Source organism: Massilia sp. 9I, from assembly GCF_902506415.1.
In the GTDB taxonomy this organism is placed as follows: domain Bacteria; phylum Pseudomonadota; class Gammaproteobacteria; order Burkholderiales; family Burkholderiaceae_D; genus Telluria.
Map to the genome: position 1 here is coordinate 3,590,644 of NZ_LR733275.1, position 19,280 is coordinate 3,609,923.

Consider the following 19,280-nt stretch of genomic DNA (forward strand, 5'->3'; position numbering starts at 1 on the left):
AGATACATGGCGGATACATGCGGCATACATACCTTTTTTGTTGTGACGATGTGTGTATAAGCCTGCTATGATCTTCGCGCAACGGCTGTCGAGCACGCCCGGCAGCTCCTTCCCAAGAGTCCGTGAAAGATCTCATGAACCGACCACACATGCTCATCGTTGCCGCCAGCCTGGCGCTGGTCCAGGCAGCCGCCATCGCAGCACCCGCAGCACCCACCCTCGACGCTTCGAATCCCTTTGCCCAGCCCAGCAGCCTGCCGCTGAACTACCCGGCCTTCGACAAGATCAAGAACGAACACTTCCTGCCCGCCTACGCGGCCGGGATGGCCGAGCAGCTGCGCGAGATCGATGCGATCGCCAACAACAAGGCAGCGCCGACCTTCGAGAACACCATCGTCGCGATGGAGCGCAGCGGCCAGCTGCTGTCACGCGTGTCGGCCGTGTTCTCGAACCTGCAGACCGCCAACACCAACGATGCGCTGGACGCGGTCGACCGCGAGATGTCGCCGAAACTGGCAGCGCACGGCGACGCGATCTATCTGAACCCGGCGCTGTTCCAGCGCGTGAAAACCCTGCACGACAAGCGCGCCACGCTCAAGCTGGACGCCGAGTCGAAGCACCTGCTCGAACGCGTGTACAAGGAATTCGTGCGCGCCGGCGCGAACCTGTCCGCCGCGGACAAGGACAAGCTCAAGAAGTACAACGGCGAAATCGCTTCGCTGCAGTCGGACTTCTCGCAGCGCGTGCTGAAGGAAGCCAATGCCTCGGCACTGATCGTCGACACCCGCGCCGAACTGGCCGGCTTCTCGGAGGCCGAGATCAACGCCGCCGCTGCTGAAGCGGAAAAGCGCGGCTTGACGGGCAAGTTCGCGATCGCGATCGTCAACACCAGCAGCCAGCCGGCCCTGTCCAGCCTCACCAACCGCAAGACCCGCGAGCGCCTGATGGCCGCGTCGCTGAACCGCGGCAGCCATGGCGGCCAGTACGATTCGCGCGAGCTGGTGCTCAAACTCGTCAGGCTGCGCGCCGAACGCGCCGCGCTGCTGGGCTACCCGACCTACGCCGCCTATTCGCAGGAGCTGGAAACCGCCAAGAACCCGGCCGCCGTCAACAAGCTGCTGGCCGAACTGGCGAAACCTGCCGTGAACAACGCACGCAAGGAAGCGGCGGAAATCCAGAAGGTCATCGACAAGGAGAAGGGTGGCTTCCAGGTCGCCTCGTATGACTGGCCGATCTACCAGGACAAGGTGCGCGCCGCCAAGTACAACTTCGACGAGAACCAGCTGCGCCCCTATTTCGAACTGAACCGCGTGCTGGTGGACGGCGTGTTCTTCGCCGCTACCAAGGAATACGGCATCACCTTCAAGGAGCGCAAGGACCTGCCGGTGTACGACCCGGACGTGCGCACCTTCGACGTGATCGACCACGACGGCAAGCAGCTGGCGATCTTCATTTTCGACCCCTATGCGCGCGGCAACAAGCAGGGCGGCGCCTGGATGAACGAATACGTGTCGCAATCGTCCCTGCTGGGCAAGAAGCCGGTGGTCGCCAACCACCTGAACATCCCCAAGCCGACGAAGGGCCAGCCGACGCTGCTGACCTATGACGAAGTGCGCACCGCCTTCCACGAATTCGGCCACGCGCTGCACGGCATGTTCTCGAACGTGAAGTACCCGCACTTCTCGGGCACCAGCGTGCCGCGCGACTTCGTCGAGTACCCGTCGCAGGTCAACGAGATGTGGGCGATCTGGCCTGAAGTGCTGGCGAACTACGCCAAGCACCACCAGACCGGCGCACCGATGCCGAAGGAGCTGCTGGACAAGGTGGTCGCCTCCAAGAAGTTCAACCAGGGCTACATGACCACCGAATACCTGGCGGCTTCGCTGCTCGACCAGCGCTGGCACCAGCTCAAGCCGAGCGAGATCCCGACCGACGTGCTGGCCTTCGAAGCCGAGGCGCTGAAAGACGCCGGCGTCGACTTTGCCCCGGTGCCGCCGCGCTACCGCACGACCTACTTCTCGCACTCGATGAACGGCGGCTACTCGGCCGGCTACTACGCCTACCTGTGGAGCGAAAAGCTCGACGCCGACACGGTGCAGTGGTTCACCCAGAGCGGCGGCCTGTCGCGCAAGAACGGCGACCACTTCCGCAAGACCCTGCTGTCGCGCGGCGGCAGCGCCGATGCGATGGACCTGTTCCGCAACTTCCGCGGCCGTGACCCGGTCATCGAGCCGCTGCTGGAACGCCGCGGCCTCACCGGCAACTAAACCCCCCTGCGCCGCCAGCCTCGCGCCACGAGCGCGGGGAGGGCGGTGCGCCGTTCGCAGTACTTACTAAAAGAGACATCATGATCCGTCCACACATCATGCTGGTCGCCGCAGCAAGCGTCGCCTCCACCCTCGCCTATGCCGCACCCGCTTCGATGCTTGAAGCCTCGAACCCCTTCGCCAAGCCGAGTACCCTGCCGTTCCAGTACCCGGCCTGGGACAAGATCAAGAACGAGCACTTCGCGCCGGCCTTCGCCGAAGCCATGCGCCTGGAAAGTGCGGAAATCGAGGCGATCGCCAACAACAAGGCCGCGCCGACCTTCGAGAACACCATCGTGGCGATGGAGCGTTCGGGCCTGCTGATGAACCGCGTCAGCACCGCCTTCGGCACCCTGACCGGCTCCTACACCAACGACACCCTGATCGCCCTGGCCAAGGACCTGGCGCCGAAGCTGTCGGCCCACAATGACGCGATCCGCCTGAACCCGAAACTGTACGCGCGCATCAAGTCGCTGTACGACCGCCGCACCAAGCTGGGCCTGGACGCCGAGTCGCAGTACCTGATCGAGCGCTACCACACCGACTTCGTGCGCGCCGGCGCCAAGCTGTCCGACACCGACAAGCAGAAGCTGAAGGAGATGAACGGCCAGCTGGCCGCGCTGTCGACCCAGTTCGCCCAGAACGTGCTGAAGGAAGCCAACGCCTCGGCCCTGGTGGTGGACAGCCGCGCCGAGCTGGCCGGCATGAGCGACAAGCAGATCGACGCCGCCGCTGCCGAGGGCAAGAAGCGCGGCATGGACGGCAAGTTCGTGATCCCGGTGGTGAACACCACCCAGCAGGCCGGCCTGTCGGTGCTGACCAACCGCGCCACCCGCGAAAAGCTGCTGGCGGCCTCGCTGTCGCGCGGCTCGCGTGGCGGTGAATTCGACAACCGCGACGTGGTGCTGAAGATCGCCAAGCTGCGCGCCGAACGCGCCGTGCTGCTGGGCTACCCGAACCACGCCGCCTACAACCTGGAAGACCAGACCGCCAAGACCACTGGCGCCGTGAACCAGCTGCTGGCCGAATTCGCCAAGCCGGCCGTGAACAACGCCAGGAAGGAAGCCGCCGAGATCCAGAAGGTGATCGACGCGGAAAAAGGCGGCTTCCAGGCCGGTCCGCAGGACTGGGGCTTCTACAGCGACAAGGTGCGCGCCGCCAAGTACGCCTTCGATGCCAACCAGCTCAAGCCTTACTTCGAACTGAACCGCGTGCTGCAGGACGGCGTGTTCTTCGCCGCCAACAAGGAATTCGGCATCAGCTTCAAGGAGCGCAAGGACCTGCCGACCTACGATCCGGACGTGCGCGTGTTCGACGTGTTCGACCACGACGGCAAGCAGCTGGCGATCTTCACCTTCGACCCGTATGCGCGCGCCACCAAGCGCGGCGGCGCCTGGGCCAATGGCTGGGTCAACCAGAGCAAACTGATGGGCACCAAGCCGGTCATCGCCAACAACCTGAACATCGCCAAGCCGGCCGCCGGCGAGCCGACCCTGCTGACCTACGATGAAGTGCGCACCACCTTCCACGAGTTCGGCCACGCGCTGCACGGCATGTTCTCGGACGTGAAGTACCCGCGCTTCTCGGGCTCGCGCGTGCCGCGCGACTACGTCGAGTTCCCGTCGCAGGTGAACGAGATGTGGATGGCCTGGCCGGAAGTGCTGGCCAACTATGCCAAGCACTACCAGACCGGCGCGCCGATGCCGAAGGAACTGCTGGACAAGGTGCAGGCCTCGCAGAAGTTCAACGAAGGCTTCCGCACCACCGAGTACCTGGCGGCCTCGCTGCTGGACCAGGCCTGGCACCAGCTGTCGCCGAACCAGATCCCGACCGACGTGCTGGCCTTCGAAGCTGACGCGCTGAAAAAAGCGGGCGTCGACTTTGCCCTGGTGCCGCCGCGCTACCGCACCACCTACTTCTCGCACACCTTCTCGGGCGGCTATTCGGCCGGCTACTACGGCTATCTGTGGGCCGAGAAGCTGGACGCGGACACCGTGAACTGGTTCAAGGAGCACGGCGGCCTGACCCGCAAGAACGGCGACCACTTCCGCAAGACCCTGCTGTCGCGCGGCGGTACGCTCGATGCGATGCAGATGTACCGCAACTTCAGCGGCCGCGATGCGCAAGTGCAGCCGCTGCTGGAACGCCGCGGCCTGACCGGCGAGTAATCGCGCGAAGCCGGCCGTGCAATGCGGCCGGCCAGGTTCACGTAAAATCGGGGAATGGTGCCCATGGCATCGTTCCCCTTTTTCTTATGCATGGCACAGCAAGCGATGAGTGTTCAGTCTCTCCACGGTATTACCTTAGAATCCCTGTTAACCCGTCTCGTCGAGCATTACGGCTGGGACGGACTCGGCCGCAGGATCGACATCAACTGCTTCCAGAAAGACCCCAGCATCAAGTCGAGCCTGAAATTCCTGCGCCGCACCCCGTGGGCGCGCGAGCAGGTCGAGAAGCTGTACCTCGATACCCGCTTCACCAACTAGCGAGAACGACAATGCAGATCAACGGTAACGATAGCGATGCGAACCTGAAAGCGCACCTCAAAGCCTTGCACCGCCAGTTGCAGGAAACCAACGACGTCGACCCGGAACTGGAAACCCTGCTGCGCCAGCTCGACGGCGACATCGACCGCGCCCTGGCGCGCCGCGAAGAAAACCAGCTCGACGAGAACACCTACGGCCTGTCCTCGCGCACCCAGGAGCTGGCGGCCCGTTTCAACGTGAACCACCCGACCGTCTCGGCCGGCCTGCGCCAGCTCGGCAACATGCTCTCCAGCATGGGTATCTAACGCGCAACTCATTGATAAGTAAGCCATTTTTGGGAGGAGTGGGAGACCCAAAAATGGTTTTCCGGTACAATACCGGCCAATGAACTCCCCAGTAAACCTTTTCGAGAGCGTCCCGAAGCGCTCCAGCCGCGCCGCTGCCGCGCCTTTCCTCCCGATGACCCGCGCCGAAATGGACAAGCTGGGGTGGGATTCGTGCGACATCATCCTGGTCACCGGCGATGCCTACATCGACCACCCGAGCTTCGGGATGGCGCTGGTCGGCCGTCTGCTGGAAGCGCAGGGCTACCGCGTCGGCATCATCAGCCAGCCGGACTGGACCTCGGTCGAGCCCTTCCGCGCGCTCGGCAAGCCGAACCTCTACTGGGGCATCACCGCCGGCAACATGGACTCGATGGTCAACCGCTACACGGCCGACCGCAAGATCCGTTCCGACGACGCCTACACCCCCAACGCCGAGCCGAACAAGCGTCCGGACCGCGCCGTCACCGTCTACTGCCAGCGCGCCCGCGAAGCCTTCCCGGGCGTGCCGGTGATCGCCGGCAGCATCGAGGCCTCGCTGCGCCGCATCGCCCACTACGACTACTGGTCGGACAAGGTGCGCCGCTCGGTGCTGTTCGAGTCGAAGGCCGACCTGGTCATCTTCGGCAATGCCGAACGCGCGCTGGTGGACGTCACCCGCCGCATCGCCGCGGGCGAGAACATCAAGACCATCCGCGACCTGCGCGGCACCGCCTTCCTGGTGCCGCACGGCTGGCTGCCGGACGACGAATGGAGCGTGCACAACTCGACCCGCGTCGACGTGCCGGGCCGCATCGATGCGCACCCGAATCCGTACGCGATGGCGCAGGAAGACACCAAGGCGTGCGCCACCGAGAATGCGCAACCCGAGCCGGTGGTGAAGCCGGTCGTGATCATGACGCGCGAAGAGCGCCAGGCCGCGGCGCGCGAAAAGGCGCGCAAGACCGTGGTGCGCCTGCCGAGTTTCGAGACCGTCAGCACCGACCCGGTGATGTATGCGCACGCCTCGCGCGTGTTCCACCTCGAGTCGAACCCGGGCAATGCGCGCGCGCTGGTGCAGCAGCACGGCGACCGCGACGTCTGGCTGAACGCGCCGCCGCTGCCGCTGGCCATGGACGAGATGGACAACGTCTACGACCTGCCATATGCGCGCGCGCCGCACCCGAGCTACGGCAAGGCCCACATCCCGGCCTGGGAAATGATCCGCTACTCGGTCAACATCATGCGCGGCTGCTTCGGCGGCTGCACCTTCTGCTCGATTACCGAGCACGAAGGCCGCATCATCCAGAGCCGCTCGGAGCCCTCGATCCTGCGTGAGATTGAACTGATCCGCGACACCACCAAGAATTTTGCCGGCACCATCACCGACCTGGGCGGCCCCACGGCCAATATGTACCGCTTGGCCTGCAAGGATAAAAAAGTCGAAGAGTCCTGCCGCCGCCTGTCCTGCGTCTACCCGACCATCTGCAGCAACCTCGGCACCGACCACAGCAAACTCATCTCGCTGTACCGCAAGGCGCGCGCGATCCCGGGCATCAAGAAGATCCTGATCGGTTCCGGCCTGCGCTACGACCTGGCGGTGCGCTCGCCCGAGTACGTCAAGGAACTGGTGACCCACCACGTGGGCGGCCTGCTGAAGATCGCGCCGGAGCACACCGAGCAGGGCACGCTCTCAAAAATGATGAAGCCGGGCATCGGCGCCTACGACGAGTTCAAGCGCCTGTTCGACAAGTACTCGATCGAGGCCGGCAAGAAGCAGTACCTGATCCCTTACTTCATCGCGGCCCACCCGGGTTCGACCGACGAGGACATGCTGAACCTGGCCCTGTGGCTGAAGAAGAACAACTTCAAGCTCGACCAGGTGCAGACCTTCACCCCGACTCCGATGGCGATGGCCACCACCATGTACCACTCGGGCAAGAACCCGCTGGCGAAGGTGACCGAGGAGTCGGAAGTCGTCGAGACCGCGAAGAGCGGCAAGACGCGCAAGCTGCACAAGGCCTTCCTGCGCTACTACGATCCGGAGAACTGGCCGGTCATCCGCGAGGGCCTGCGCCGCATGGGCCGCGGTGACCTGATCGGCAATGGCGAGCGCCACCTGGTCCCAAGCTCCGACGAGGGCGCCACGATGGTGCGGGAAGACCGGCGCGTGCCGGGCGGTGTGCCGAAGGGCCGTACGATCGAGGTGGCGCCGAAGCGCGCGGCACGCGGCAATGAGCGCGCACCTGCTGCCAAGGCGCCGTTCATGGCGCCGCCTTCCAAGGTGAAGCCGTCGATCCTGTCGACCATCAAATCCAAGCCCAAGGCGGGCAGCAACAAGCGATGAACGAACCGGCGCCCAGGCGCCGGTTTTTTTTGGTCACAAGCCCGCGTTGGGCGTCGGCGCGCCGCGCCGTTCGCGCGCGATGTCGAGGTCGACGCTGGCCTGGCGCGTGCGCAGCGCGCGCGCATAACGGTGTCGTGCGCGCAGGCGCGGATTGGTCACCAGGCGGCCCAGGGTCTCGCCCACCACCATCACCACGCCCAAGAGCGGCAGCACCAGCATCAGCCCCACCACGCCGGCCAGCGCGCCGCCGATGAAGATCATCAGGACCGTCACCAAGGGATGCACGCGGATGCTGCGGCCCAGGGTCAGCGGCATGAACACGAAGTCGTCCAGCAGGCGCACCAGCACGAACACGCCGATCGCGCCGTAGGCGATGAAGGGATTGCTGGGCGCATCGGTCGAGGCCACGATCACCACCAGCACGCAGCCGACCACGGAGCCCACAAAAGGCACCCAGGCCAGCACCGCCGACATCAGCCCGAGCAGCAGCGGCGAGGACACGCCGATGATCCACAGGCCCAGCGCCAGCACCGCGGTGTCGAGCACGGTGAGTTTCAGCAGGCCTTCGAAATAGCGGCGCGCGGTCTGGTCGACTTCGTGCAGCAGGTAGAGTGCGCGCTCGAAGTAGGCGTTCGGCACCGCGCGCGCCAGGAAGCGCTTGAAGCGCAGGCCGTCGCGCAGGAAGAAGAAGGTGAGGAAGGGCGCCAGCAGCAGCGAGGGGATCCAGGTCGCCAGCGCCACCAGGATCTCGCCCAGGTGCTTCTCCGCGAAGTTATCGGTGAGGTTGCGGAACACCGCGTTGACGGTCGAGGTCAGGTGCATCTCGGCCAGCAGCGGGAACTTCTTTTCCAGCAGGGCCGTCGTGTTGTGCACGAAGGCGATCCCGCCGTCGAGGTAAAGGCCGATGGTCTTTTCCCACGATTCCTCTTCCGGCCCGCGGCTCCAGGAGAAGGCCGCGGTCAGGGCCAGCGCTAGGCCGGCGAAGAACAGCAGGCAGACCAGCATCGCCGCGCTATTCCTGCCGTAGCCGGCGCGCACCAGGCGCTGCATCGGCCCGACCAGGATGTAGTGCAGCACGCCGCCGAAGATGAAGGGTAGGGCCAGCCACAGCATCTGCTGCACCACCAATAGCAGCAGGCAGGTGACCGCGATGATCCCGGTCCAGACGACCGGCCCGGCGCGCTCGCTGCGGTTCATAGGGCTTCCAGCTGGGGACGGCCGGTGCCCATCCATTCGCGCAGGCGCAGGCCGATGTGGCGCGCCAGCGCCAGCGAGATCTTGTAGCCGATCACGGCGTCGGTCTCCAGCAGGCCGAGGAAGTCGGCGCGGAAGAACACCGCCATCTCGCAGGGCTCGACGGCGCGTGCCTGGGCATTGCGCGGCGAGTTGTCGAGCAGGGCCAGGTCGCCGAAGAAGCTGCCCGGTTCGAGCTCGGCCACGACCTGGTTGCTGCCCTGGTGCAGCTTGTTGATCACCACCCGGCCGCTCATGATCAGGTACAGGGCCTGGCCCTCCTCACCTTCGTCGAAGACGATCTCGTCGGTCAGGTAGCGGCGCTCGTGCAGCAGGCCGTCGACGATTTTCAGTTCCAGGGGTGTCAGCGCGGAAAACAGCGAGGTGTTCTTCAACCGATGCAGGCGCGGCGACATCTTGTGCGGCTTGAGGAAACCGAAAATCACGATTGCTCCAAAGTGGTGCGTTGGTATGTTGTCGGATGATTATCCGCTATCGAGTGCTGCTGCGCATCAAAAACTGTGTCCCAGAAGTGTCTCACCGAGAAGTGTTGCGCTTTGCGCATGTTGCCACTTGTCTGTTCAATTGTGCGGCCGCAGTCCTGGAAAACCGTGTAATATAATTCTCTACGGCAATATATATTAACAAGATACCATGATTGCGGTGCTGCCCATAAGGCGGCATCCTGGGAACAGGCAGTGATCGACATCCATTCCTTCCTGCTGGCGCTCGGCGTCGGCAATATCGCGTTTGCCGTGCTGATGGCGGGCTACACGCATGGCGCCGCGCCCAGTCCAGGGCTGCGCCTGTGGATGTGGGCGCGCTTCGGCATGGGTCTCTGCCAGCTGCTGGGCTGGTGCCGCCCCTTCCTCAACGTGCCGGCGCTGCATGGTCTCGAAGGCGCCGGCTGGGTGCTCGCGGTGACCCTTGAGGTGGCGGCCTACTGCATCTTCTTCGGCCTCGAACGCTGGCAGCGCGTGCTGTTGCCGATAGCGGCGCTGTCGCTGGCGATTGTGCTGGCCGCCGGCAGCGCCGGTGCGCCGGTCGTCTACCTGACGGCGCTGGTGTCCGGCGTGGTCGCGCTGTTCGCGGCAGCCATGGCCTGGATCCTGCTGCGTCCGCGCCGCCGCGCTTCGCTGCTGCAGCGGATCATCGGCGTCAACGACGCCGTGTTCGCGGTATCGGTGGCGCTGTGGGCGGCCAGCTGCCTGACCGGCGAGGCGCCGATGGGCCTGCGCGCCGCCCAGGAGTCGGCCTACCTGGCCGGCTACCTGCTGATGATCGTCAACGGCTTCGGCTTCCTGTTGCTGTGCAAGGAAAAGGACGATGCCGAGATGGCGCGCCTGGCCACCACCGACTGCTTGACTGGCCTGCCCAACCGCCACGCCTTCCTGGAACGGGCCGAGCATGCGCGCCAGGCGGCGCTGCGCCAGCGCCAGCCGCTGGCGCTGGCGATGATGGACATCGACCACTTCAAGCAGATTAATGACCGCTTCGGGCATGCCACTGGCGACGAGGCCTTGACGGTGTTCGCGCGGACTGTGCGCGAGACCTTGCGCGCGCATGAAACCGTGGGAAGGCTGGGTGGGGAAGAGTTTGCGATGGTGTTGCCGGGGACCGATCTGGGCGGCGCGCTGCAGGCGGCGGAACGGCTGCGGCAGGCGGTGCGGGAGGCGACTGTGATTACCAGCGGGACGGGGTATACGATGACGGTGAGTATTGGGGTGGTGGTGCTGGATCCGAATGAGACGCTGGGGATGGCGTTGGCGCGGGCGGATCATGCGCTGTATGCGGCGAAGAGTGGGGGGAGGGATCGCGTTGAAGCGGGGATGCCGCAGCAAAGACGGGCGTAGAAGAAATCTAGAGTGCAAATAAAAATGGTCCGCTTGTGCGGACCATTTTTATTTGAGGTGTTCAAAGCGACGGGGCTCGCCGACGTTCCGCCGGCCGCGGATTCGCTTGCAAGCGAATCCCTTCGAGCCCATGGCCCGCATTCGTCCGCAGGGACGAATGCTCTGATAGAAAAGAAAAAGGGTCCGACTTCTCGGACCCTTTCCTTTATAACTGGCGGAGCGGACGGGGCTCGAACCCGCGACCCCCGGCGTGACAGGCCGGTATTCTAACCAACTGAACTACCGCTCCGTTTACTCTGATCATTACTTCGATCAACCATCCGATGTGCTTTGGTGGGCGCTGAGAGGCTCGAACTCCCGACCTAATCCTTGTAAGGGATCCGCTCTACCAACTGAGCTAAGCGCCCGCTACTTCATCAGAGGTTTCTGTCTGACGCTTGTCATTGCGTCCGAAGAGGCCCGAATTATAGAGGCTGGAATTCGAGGTGTGCAAGGGTTTTTGAAAAAAAATTGAAAACCCCGTTTTCAACCCCGAGGGCGCTTTTGTGCAAAGATCATGGCTGACCCGGACGAGAACCAGACCATGCTTACTGCCCATCCTTTGCTGCAGCACCTGTTCGACGCCGCCATGGCCGCCGCCGATCCCTACAAGCTGATCGCACCCTACCTGCCGCCGCCGCCGAAAGGGCGCACCCTGGTGCTCGGCGCCGGGAAGGCGGCGGCGCGCATGGCGGAGGCGGTCGAGCGTCACTGGCAGGGGCCGCTCGAAGGCCTGGTGGTCACGCGCTACGGCCATGGCGCGCCGACCCGCTTCATCGAGGTTATCGAGGCCGGCCATCCGGTGCCCGACGCCGCCAGCGAAGACGCGGCGCGGCGCATGCTTGATGCGGCGGCCGGCCTGGGGCCGGACGACCTGGTGTTGTGCCTGGTCTCGGGCGGCGGCTCGGCGCTGATGTCGCTGCCGGCGCCTGGGATCGGCTTCGAGGAAAAGCGCGCGCTGAACCGCGCGCTGCTGCGCTGTGGCGCGCCGATCGGCGAGATGAACCGGGTGCGGCGCCACCTGTCCGCCATCAAGGGCGGCCGGCTGGCGCTGGCTTGTTATCCGGCGCAGGTGGTGACGCTGGTGGTGTCGGACGTGCCGGGCGACGACCCGGCGGTGGTGGCCTCGGGCCCCACCGTGCCCGACGGCAGTACCGGTGCAGATGCGCTCGCCATCCTCGAGAAATACGCCATCCCCGTGTCTGAGCAGGTGCGCGCGGTGCTGCTGGACCCGCAACTGGCGGCGCCGCTGCCGGGCGATGCGCGCCTGGCGGGGAACCGGGTCCACGTCATCGTCACGGCCCAGCAGGCGCTCGATGCGGCCGCGGCGGCGGCGCGCGCGGCCGGTTATGAAGCCTTGATCCTGTCGTCCAGCATGGAAGGGGAGGCGCGCGAGGTCGCGCTGGTACATGCCAGCATCGCGCGCCAGGTCCTGCAGCACCGGCAGCCGCTGGCGGCGCCCTGCGTGCTGCTGTCCGGCGGCGAGACCAGCGTCACCGTGCGCGGGCAGGGGCGCGGAGGGCGCAATGCCGAATTCCTGCTGGCCCTGGCCGTCGCACTCGACGGCCTGCCGGGCGTGCATGCGATCGCGGTCGACACCGACGGCGTCGACGGCACCGAGGACAATGCCGGCGCCTGGCTGGCTCCCGGCACCCTGGCGCGCGCCCGCGCGCAGGGCCTGGATGCGCGGGCGCGCCTGGCCGACAACGACGGCTACGGCTTCTTCAGCGCGCTCGGCCAGCTGGTCGTCACCGGCCCGACCCGCACCAACGTAAACGACTTGCGCGCCATCGTCATCGAAACGGATGTGTTGTAAAGACGTTGCAAAAAGCGCCAAACGTTCCGTTTCTCCTTGCTATTGCACGTATTCATCACAGACAATACGCGTTTTATAAAACCGGCAATCTTGAGACATCGTAAAGATGCCTGCCGGTGGCGGAGCATACCGCCGCGCTGTGGTCGCCATGGCCGCAACGACGACAAGAGAGAACGGGGACATCGGTTCTTTTTTCAATCCATAGGAAACATTCCATGATGAAGATGTCCAAGATGCGCCAAGCCGTGCTCGGCACCCTGGCGCTGGCTGCAGCGATCCCTGGCCAGGCCCAGACCACCGTGAACACGGCGCCGGAACTCCAGAGCGTGACCGTCACCGCGCAACGCCGCACCGAAAACATCCGCGAAGTACCGGTGTCCGTCACCGCGCTCAAGGGCGAAAAGCTCGACGTTCTGATCTCCGGTGGCGAAGACATTCGCCTGCTGGCCGGCAAGGTGCCGAGCCTGAACGTCGAATCCTCCAACGGCCGTACCTTCCCGCGCTTCTACATCCGCGGCTACGGCAATACCGATTTCAACACCTTCGCCTCGCAGCCGGTCTCGCTGGTGTACGACGACGTGGTGCAGGAAAACCCGATCCTGAAGGGCTTCCCGATTTTCGACCTGGCCAGCGTCGAAGTGCTGCGCGGCCCGCAGGGCACCCTGTTCGGCCGTAATACCCCGGCCGGCGTGGTCAAGTTCGAATCCGAGCGTCCGAAGCTGGGCAAGACCGAAGGCTATGTCAACGCCTCGATCGCGACCCACGAGACCGCCAACCTGGAAGGCGCCGTCAACGTGCCGCTGTCGGACAAATGGGCGATGCGCGTGTCGGCCGTCGGCCAGCACCGCGACGACTTCGTCGAGAACTTCGCCAACGTGGCGATGACGCAGAAGCGCAATGAACTCGACGGCTACAACGAGCACGCCGAGCGCGTCCAGTTCCTGTACCAGCCGGACAGCAACTTCAACGCCCTGCTGAACCTGCACCAGCGTAATACCAACGGCAGCGCCCGTCTGTTCCGCGCCAACCTGATCCAGAAGGGCTCGAACAAGATCGTACCGGGCTACGACCTCGACAAGATCGTCACCAACGCCGAGAACTTCCAGCAGCTGAAGACCAATGGCGCCAACCTGCGTCTGTCCTGGGACTTCGGCAACTTCCGCCTGTTCTCGGTGACCGGCTACGAGCACGTCAGCGACTACTACAGCCGCGGCGACATCGACGGCGGCACCCCTGGCGGCCCTGGCTTCATCCCCTTCCAGGTCCAGACCGGCGGCTACATCACCGACCTCGACCAGTACACCCAGGAATTCCGCGTCGAATCGAAGAACACCGGCCCGCTGAACTGGCAGACCGGCCTGTACTTCTTCGACGAGGACGCGACCGGCGGCAGCGACAACTTCAACGATGCCGGCGCCCGCACCTCGCGCCTGGTCAGCAACCAGAAGAACGACGCCTGGGCTGCGTTTGCTTCGGTCAACTACACCCTCACCCCGGACTGGACCATCCGCGGCGGCGTGCGCTATACCAAGGACGAGAAGGAATTCCAGACCCTGGTGAACGAGAACGTCGCGCAGATCGGCCCGCGCTCGGTGGAAACCAGCCAGGACAAGGTCAACTGGGACCTGTCGGCCAGCTACAAGCTGAACCCGGCCGTGAACCTGTACGGCCGCGTCGCCACCGGCTTCCGCGCCCCGAGTATCGCCGCCGCCTCGGCCGCCGTGCCGATCACCGTGGCCAATTCGGAAACCATCACCTCGTACGAGCTGGGCATCAAGGCCGACCTGTTCGAGCGCCGCGCCCGCACCTCGTTCTCGGTATATGACTACACCGTCAAGGACCAGCAGCTGACCGTGGTGGGCGGCAATTCGAACGTCAACCGCCTGATCAACGCCGACCGCACCAAGGGCAAGGGCGCCGAGTTCGACTTCGAAGCGGCCGTCAGCACCGCCCTGCGCGTGAGCGCCGGCGCGAGCTACAACTACACCCAGATCCGCGATGCGAGCCTGTCGGTGAACAAGTGCGCCCAGTGCACCGTGACCGATCCGCTGAACGCCGCCGGCCGTGTCGTCATCAACGGCAACCCGCTGCCGCAGGCGCCGCGCTGGACCGTCAACGCCACCGCCCGTTACGGCGTGCCGTTCGCGGACGGCGAGCTGTACTTCTTCACCGACTGGTCCTACCGCAGCAAGATCAACTTCTTCCTGTACGAGGCGACGGAGTTCGTCGGCGCCCCGCTGACGGAAGGCGGCGTGCGCCTGGGCTACATCTTCGGTAACGGCAAGTACGAAGTGGCTGCCTTCGGCCGTAACGTGCTCGACCAGCGCCGCATCACCGGCGCGATCGACTTCAACAACCTGACCGGCTTCACCAACGAGCCGCGCCAGTGGGGTGTGCAGTTCAAGGGTAACTTCTGAGCTGTCGCAACACCATGACGAAGGCCGCGCTTGCGCGGCCTTTTTTTATGCCCGCAACGGGGTTTGTTAGCGTGCTCTACATTAATCCTTGGAAAGCACTTTGAGATATGTCAACACAATTGTGGCATAGAATATTTGCCTTATTTAACGTTTCACAGAAGAAAACATGTTTTTGACGTGTGCGCTATGCAGAGTGTTGTTAATACGCTGAAATTGTCTCCAATTGTCACGCACGCGCTCTTCCTTTCGTATTACGCTGCTTTTCGCCGCATCCAGACGGCACCGGCAATGACCGGAAATCAACGACACAGGCGAGGAACATTTCACCTGACGGAAAACATCACAATAAGGAAGAAACATGAAGCAAACGCATTCGATTCATCCTGCAATGTTGAAGATGTGCGCTGCAATCTCGCTCGCATTGGTGGCGGCTACGGCCGGTGCAGCTGAGCAGAAATTCATCGTGGAGACGGACCGTATCATCGTGAAGTACAAGGACGCGGTGCCGGACGGCAAGGATGCCGCCAAGGCTGCCAAGTTCGCCCTGAAAGCAGACCGCAAGGCCAAGCTGGACCGCGCCGGCCAGGAATTCGGCATGCTGGTCAGCGAAAGCCACGCCATCTCGACCGGCGCCCGCGTGTTCAAGCTGAACGGCCGCAAGCACCTGGACGAAGTGAAGAAGCTGGCCGCCGAAATGATGGCGCGCGACCCGGACATCGAATACGCCGAGCCGGACCGCATCATGACCCACATGGCGACCGCCAACGACCCGTACTACGCCCAGCAGTGGCACTACACCGATACCGTCGGCGGCCTGCGCCTGCCGACCGCCTGGGACAAGTCGACCGGCACCGGCGTGGTCGTGGCCGTGATCGATACCGGCTACCGTCCGCATGCCGACCTGAGCGGCCAGATCCTGCAGGGCTATGACTTCATCAGCACCGCCGCCATCGGCAACGACGGCAACGGCCGCGACAGCGACGCCAGCGATCCGGGCGACTGGGTCGCCGCAGGCGAGTGCGGCACCGGCTCGCCGGCCTCCGGCTCGAGCTGGCACGGCACCCACGTGGCCGGCACCATTGCCGCCCGTACCAACAACAGCCTGGGCGTGGCCGGCGTGGCGTACAACGCCAAGATCGTCCCGGCCCGCGTGCTGGGCAAGTGCGGCGGCTATACCTCGGACATCGCCGACGCCATCACCTGGACCTCGGGCGGCACTGTGACCGGCGTGCCGGCCAATGCCAACAAGGCCAAGGTGCTGAACCTGTCGCTGGGCGGCACCGGCGCCTGCGACGCCACCACCCAGAGCGCGATCAACGGCGCCCGTTCGCGCGGTGCGGTCGTGGTCGTGGCGGCCGGCAATGACAACATGAACGTCAGCAACGCCAGCCCGGCGAACTGCTCCGGCGTCATCGCCGTGGCCGCTACCGGCAAGACCGGCGGCCGTGCCTCGTACTCGAACTACGGCACCCTGGTCGACGTTGCAGCCCCGGGCGGCGACGGCAGCTACAGCGTGATCTCGACCCTGAACTCGGGCACCAGCTCGCCGGGTTCGGACAACTACGCCGGCTACCAGGGCACCTCGATGGCGACCCCGCACGTGGCCGGCACCGCTGCGCTGATGTTCGCGGCCAAGTCGACCCTGACCCCGGACCAGGTGGAGAGCATGCTGAAGTCGACCGCGCGCGCCTTCCCGGCGACCTGCTCGGGCTGCGGCACCGGCATCGTGGACGCCACCGCCGCCGTGAACGCTGCGCTGGGCACCACCACCCCGACCGCGCCGACCATCAGCGAGACCGAGTCGAACAACACGCTGGCGACCGCCAACCTGGTTTCGACCACCGGCACCACCGTGAACGCCACCATGTCGAGCTCGACCGATACGGATTACTTCCGTGTCGATCTGCCGGCCGGCAAGACCCTGAGCGCCACGATGACGCCGAACAGCTCGTCGGACTACGACCTGTACATCTACAACAGCTCGGGCACCCTGCTGAGCAGCAGCGAGAACGGTGCAGGCGCGGTCGACAGCGCAAGCTCGGCCAACACCGGCACCTCCACCGCCAGCCGTTACGTGCGCGTGGTGTACTACAGCGGCAGCGTCGGTACCGCAGGTACCTACAACGTCAAGCTGAGCTGGTAAGCCTAGGGCGAAGCGGCGCGCTCCCCTGCGCCGCTTCATCCGGGAACGCGCGGCAATGCCGCGCGTTCTTTTTTGACGGCTCACGAGAAAAACCGGATACTGTATGGAATGACAGTAGTCGGCCCCGCCGTCTTGTGAACCCCCCTCTCCGTAAAATCATCCACTGCGATTGCGACTGCTTCTACGCGTCGGTCGAGATGCGCGACGACCCCTCGTTGCGCGGGCGTCCGCTCGCCGTCGGCGGCCGTCCCGACCAGCGCGGTGTGATCGCCACCTGCAACTACGAGGCGCGGCGTTTCGGCATCCATTCGGCCATGGCCACGGCCCAAGCCATGAAGCTGTGCCCGCAGCTGCTGGTGATTCCGCCGGCGATGGAGAAGTACCGCATCGCCTCACGCCAGATCATGGACATCTACCGCGACTACACCGAACTGGTGGAGCCGCTCTCCCTGGACGAAGCCTACCTCGACGTCAGCGACTCGCCTCACTGCAAGGGCAGCGCCACCCTCATCGCCCAGGAGATCCGGCAGCGCATTTTTGAAACCGTCGGCATCACCGCCTCGGCCGGGGTGGCGCCGAACAAGTTCGTGGCCAAGATCGCCAGCGACTGGAACAAGCCGGATGGCCTGTTCCTGGTACGCCCGGAAGAGGTGGATGCGTTTGTCGCCACATTGCCGGTCAAGAAGCTGTATGGCGTGGGCAAGGTGACGGCCGAGAAGATGCACCGGCTCGGCCTGCAGACCTGCGGCGACATGCGCAACTGGAGCATCGAACGCCTGACCGAACATTTCGGCAGCTTCGGCTACCGCCTGTACCAGCTGTGCCGCGGCATCGACGAGCGCGAAGTGAATACCTCGCGCGAGCGCAAGTCGATCAGCACGGAAGAGACCTATACGCCGGACGTACCGGACCTCGGCGCCTGCCTGCGCCTGCTGCCGGATCTCTATGAGCACCTGCTTGGCCGCATCAAGCGCAACGGTGCTGAAAAGTTCATCAACAAGCTTTTTGTGAAGATCAAGTTCTCGAACTTCCAGCAGACCACGGTGGAGTGTGTTGGCTATGCGCCACATATCCCAACCTATGCACGCCTCATGGAAACCGGCTGGGCGCGCCATAGCCGCCCGGTACGGCTGCTCGGCGTGGGCGTGCGCCTGGGCGATACCGAGACCGTGGAACAGCTGCGCCTGTTCGACGACACGATGCCGCTGGCGATCGTCGAGGTCGTTGGCGACTCGACAACAAGTTAACTTTTTCCCTGCTCCGCCGGTCGAAATTTCCGCGCGGCAGCGTAGAATGTCGTTCCCCAAAATGTTGGAAACAATCGGATAACAAGCGTATGTGGTTCAAGAATCTCCAGATTTATCGCCTGCCCGCTCCCTGGGCATTCAACCCGGAACAGATGGAAGAAGCACTGCAGTCGCAGGCCTTCACGCCCGCGAGCAGCAATGAACTGCTGCGCCAGGGCTGGGATTCGCCGCGCGGTAACGGCAAGCTGGTCCATGTGGTCAACAAGCAGATGCTGATGATGCTGGGCAGCGAGAAGAAGCTGTTGCCGAGCTCGGTCATCAACCAGGTCGCCAAGGCCAAGGCCGCCGAGCTGGAAGAGCAGCAGGGCTTCCCGCCGGGCAAGAAGGCGATGAAGGAACTGAAGGAACGCGTGGCCGACGAACTGCTGCCGCGCGCCTTCTCGATCCGCAGCAATGTCTGGGTCTGGATCGACCCGGTCAACGGTTGGCTGGTGATCGACGCCGCCAGCCCGGCCAAAGCCGACGACGTGATCAAGCTACTGCTCAAGGCGGTCGACCGCATGCCGCTGGAATCGCTGCGCGTGCAGCGTTCGCCGGTGGCCGTGATGACCGGCTGGCTGGAAGCGGACGAAGCGCCCTACGGCTTCACGATCGACCAGGACACCGAACTGCGCGCCACCGGCGAAAGCCGCGCGGCCGTGCGCTACGTGAAGCACACCCTGGAACCGGACGACATCCGCCGCCACATCGCCGCCGGCAAGCAATGCACCCGCCTGGCCATGACCTGGAACGACCGCATCAGCTTCGTGCTGACCGAGTCGCTGGCAATCAAGGGCGTGAAGCCCCTGGATGTGATCAAGGAAGGCGAAGCGGTCACCTACAGCGACGACGAGCGTTTTGACAACGACATCACGCTGATGACGGGTGAGATGGCCAAGCTGCTGACCGACGTCGTCGAGGCGCTGGGCGGCGAAGCCAAGGCCTAAGCAGGCCAGCAACGCTCATTATTTGAGTTAGCACGTCGTCCCGGCGAAGGCCGGGACCCTAGTTCTGTTTGCGTTATCGGAATGCATGCAAAATTGGATCCCGGC

General features: G+C 64.5%; 13 protein-coding genes and 2 tRNA genes. 11 read left to right on the plus strand and 4 right to left on the minus strand.

What is annotated here, in order from left to right:
• Window positions 1–134 precede the first annotated feature (134 nt).
• The 5 genes from GV068_RS16105 to GV068_RS16125 all read left to right on the plus strand — a co-directional run bounded on the left by GV068_RS16105 (window position 135) and on the right by GV068_RS16125 (window position 7,441).
• Entirely contained in the window at window positions 135–2,267 is a 2,133-nt protein-coding gene (locus tag GV068_RS16105) for a M3 family metallopeptidase (protein ID WP_229464246.1), read from the plus strand.
• An 80-nt stretch (window positions 2,268–2,347) separates the two neighbouring features.
• Window positions 2,348–4,474, plus strand: coding sequence for a M3 family metallopeptidase (locus GV068_RS16110; protein ID WP_159699869.1), 2,127 nt, complete (start codon window positions 2,348–2,350; stop codon window positions 4,472–4,474).
• Window positions 4,475–4,579: 105 nt separating this feature from the next.
• Entirely contained in the window at window positions 4,580–4,792 is a 213-nt protein-coding gene (locus tag GV068_RS16115) for a VF530 family DNA-binding protein (protein WP_159699872.1), read from the plus strand.
• 11 nt (window positions 4,793–4,803) lie between these two features.
• Complete coding sequence (locus GV068_RS16120; RefSeq protein WP_159699875.1) at window positions 4,804–5,097, plus strand: DUF4404 family protein; 294 nt, start codon at window positions 4,804–4,806, stop codon at window positions 5,095–5,097.
• Window positions 5,098–5,176: 79 nt separating this feature from the next.
• Window positions 5,177–7,441 carry a YgiQ family radical SAM protein gene (locus tag GV068_RS16125; protein WP_159699878.1) on the plus strand — a complete coding sequence of 755 codons (2,265 nt, stop codon included), beginning with the start codon at window positions 5,177–5,179 and terminating at the stop codon, window positions 7,439–7,441.
• 33 nt (window positions 7,442–7,474) lie between these two features.
• On the opposite strand, the gene GV068_RS16130 is transcribed toward GV068_RS16125, so the two are convergent.
• Window positions 7,475–8,638, minus strand: coding sequence for an AI-2E family transporter (locus tag GV068_RS16130; protein ID WP_159699881.1), 1,164 nt, complete (start codon window positions 8,636–8,638; stop codon window positions 7,475–7,477).
• Window positions 8,635–9,120 (minus strand): cyclic nucleotide-binding domain-containing protein, encoded by a 486-nt coding sequence (locus GV068_RS16135; protein ID WP_159699884.1) that lies wholly within the window; start codon window positions 9,118–9,120, stop codon window positions 8,635–8,637. Before GV068_RS16135 ends, GV068_RS16130 begins: the two co-directional genes overlap by 4 nt.
• Window positions 9,121–9,372: 252 nt before the next feature.
• Here GV068_RS16135 and GV068_RS16140 point away from each other — a divergent pair, with 252 nt between their 5' ends.
• Window positions 9,373–10,527, plus strand: a complete 1,155-nt coding sequence (locus tag GV068_RS16140; protein WP_159699887.1) for a diguanylate cyclase — start codon at window positions 9,373–9,375, stop codon at window positions 10,525–10,527.
• A 212-nt stretch (window positions 10,528–10,739) separates the two neighbouring features.
• Here the strand turns inward: GV068_RS16140 and GV068_RS16145 are convergent.
• Both GV068_RS16145 and GV068_RS16150 read right to left on the minus strand, forming a co-directional pair.
• Window positions 10,740–10,816: transfer RNA gene (locus GV068_RS16145), tRNA-Asp, on the minus strand.
• 42 nt (window positions 10,817–10,858) lie between these two features.
• A tRNA-Val gene (locus GV068_RS16150) sits at window positions 10,859–10,934 on the minus strand.
• Window positions 10,935–11,083: 149 nt separating this feature from the next.
• Here GV068_RS16150 and GV068_RS16155 point away from each other — a divergent pair.
• The 5 genes from GV068_RS16155 to GV068_RS16175 all read left to right on the plus strand — a co-directional run bounded on the left by GV068_RS16155 (window position 11,084) and on the right by GV068_RS16175 (window position 19,175).
• Complete coding sequence (locus tag GV068_RS16155; protein ID WP_159699890.1) at window positions 11,084–12,382, plus strand: glycerate kinase; 1,299 nt, start codon at window positions 11,084–11,086, stop codon at window positions 12,380–12,382.
• 215 nt (window positions 12,383–12,597) lie between these two features.
• Entirely contained in the window at window positions 12,598–14,799 is a 2,202-nt protein-coding gene (locus GV068_RS16160; RefSeq protein WP_159699893.1) for a TonB-dependent receptor, read from the plus strand.
• Window positions 14,800–15,262: 463 nt separating this feature from the next.
• A complete protein-coding gene (locus GV068_RS16165) occupies window positions 15,263–16,942 on the plus strand; it encodes a S8 family serine peptidase (RefSeq protein WP_229464248.1) in 1,680 nt (559 codons plus the stop codon).
• A gap of 134 nt (window positions 16,943–17,076) precedes the next feature.
• Window positions 17,077–18,189 (plus strand): DNA polymerase IV, encoded by a 1,113-nt coding sequence (gene dinB / locus GV068_RS16170; RefSeq protein WP_229464256.1) that lies wholly within the window; start codon window positions 17,077–17,079, stop codon window positions 18,187–18,189.
• A gap of 89 nt (window positions 18,190–18,278) precedes the next feature.
• Window positions 18,279–19,175, plus strand: coding sequence for a recombination-associated protein RdgC (locus GV068_RS16175; RefSeq protein ID WP_159699899.1), 897 nt, complete (start codon window positions 18,279–18,281; stop codon window positions 19,173–19,175).
• Window positions 19,176–19,280 lie beyond the last annotated feature (105 nt).

Excerpts from the sequence above, each read along its gene's own strand:
- GV068_RS16105 (WP_229464246.1), top strand. The coding sequence starts at position 135 with ATGAACCGACCACACATGCTCATCGTTGCCGCCAGCCTGGCGCTGGTC.
- GV068_RS16110 (WP_159699869.1), top strand. The coding sequence starts at position 2,348 with ATGATCCGTCCACACATCATGCTGGTCGCCGCAGCAAGCGTCGCCTCC.
- GV068_RS16115 (WP_159699872.1), top strand. The coding sequence starts at position 4,580 with ATGAGTGTTCAGTCTCTCCACGGTATTACCTTAGAATCCCTGTTAACC.
- GV068_RS16120 (WP_159699875.1), top strand. The coding sequence starts at position 4,804 with ATGCAGATCAACGGTAACGATAGCGATGCGAACCTGAAAGCGCACCTC.
- GV068_RS16125 (WP_159699878.1), top strand. The coding sequence starts at position 5,177 with ATGAACTCCCCAGTAAACCTTTTCGAGAGCGTCCCGAAGCGCTCCAGC.
- GV068_RS16130 (WP_159699881.1), bottom strand. The coding sequence starts at position 8,638 with ATGAACCGCAGCGAGCGCGCCGGGCCGGTCGTCTGGACCGGGATCATC.
- GV068_RS16155 (WP_159699890.1), top strand. The coding sequence starts at position 11,084 with ATGGCTGACCCGGACGAGAACCAGACCATGCTTACTGCCCATCCTTTG.
- GV068_RS16160 (WP_159699893.1), top strand. The coding sequence starts at position 12,598 with ATGATGAAGATGTCCAAGATGCGCCAAGCCGTGCTCGGCACCCTGGCG.
- GV068_RS16175 (WP_159699899.1), top strand. The coding sequence starts at position 18,279 with ATGTGGTTCAAGAATCTCCAGATTTATCGCCTGCCCGCTCCCTGGGCA.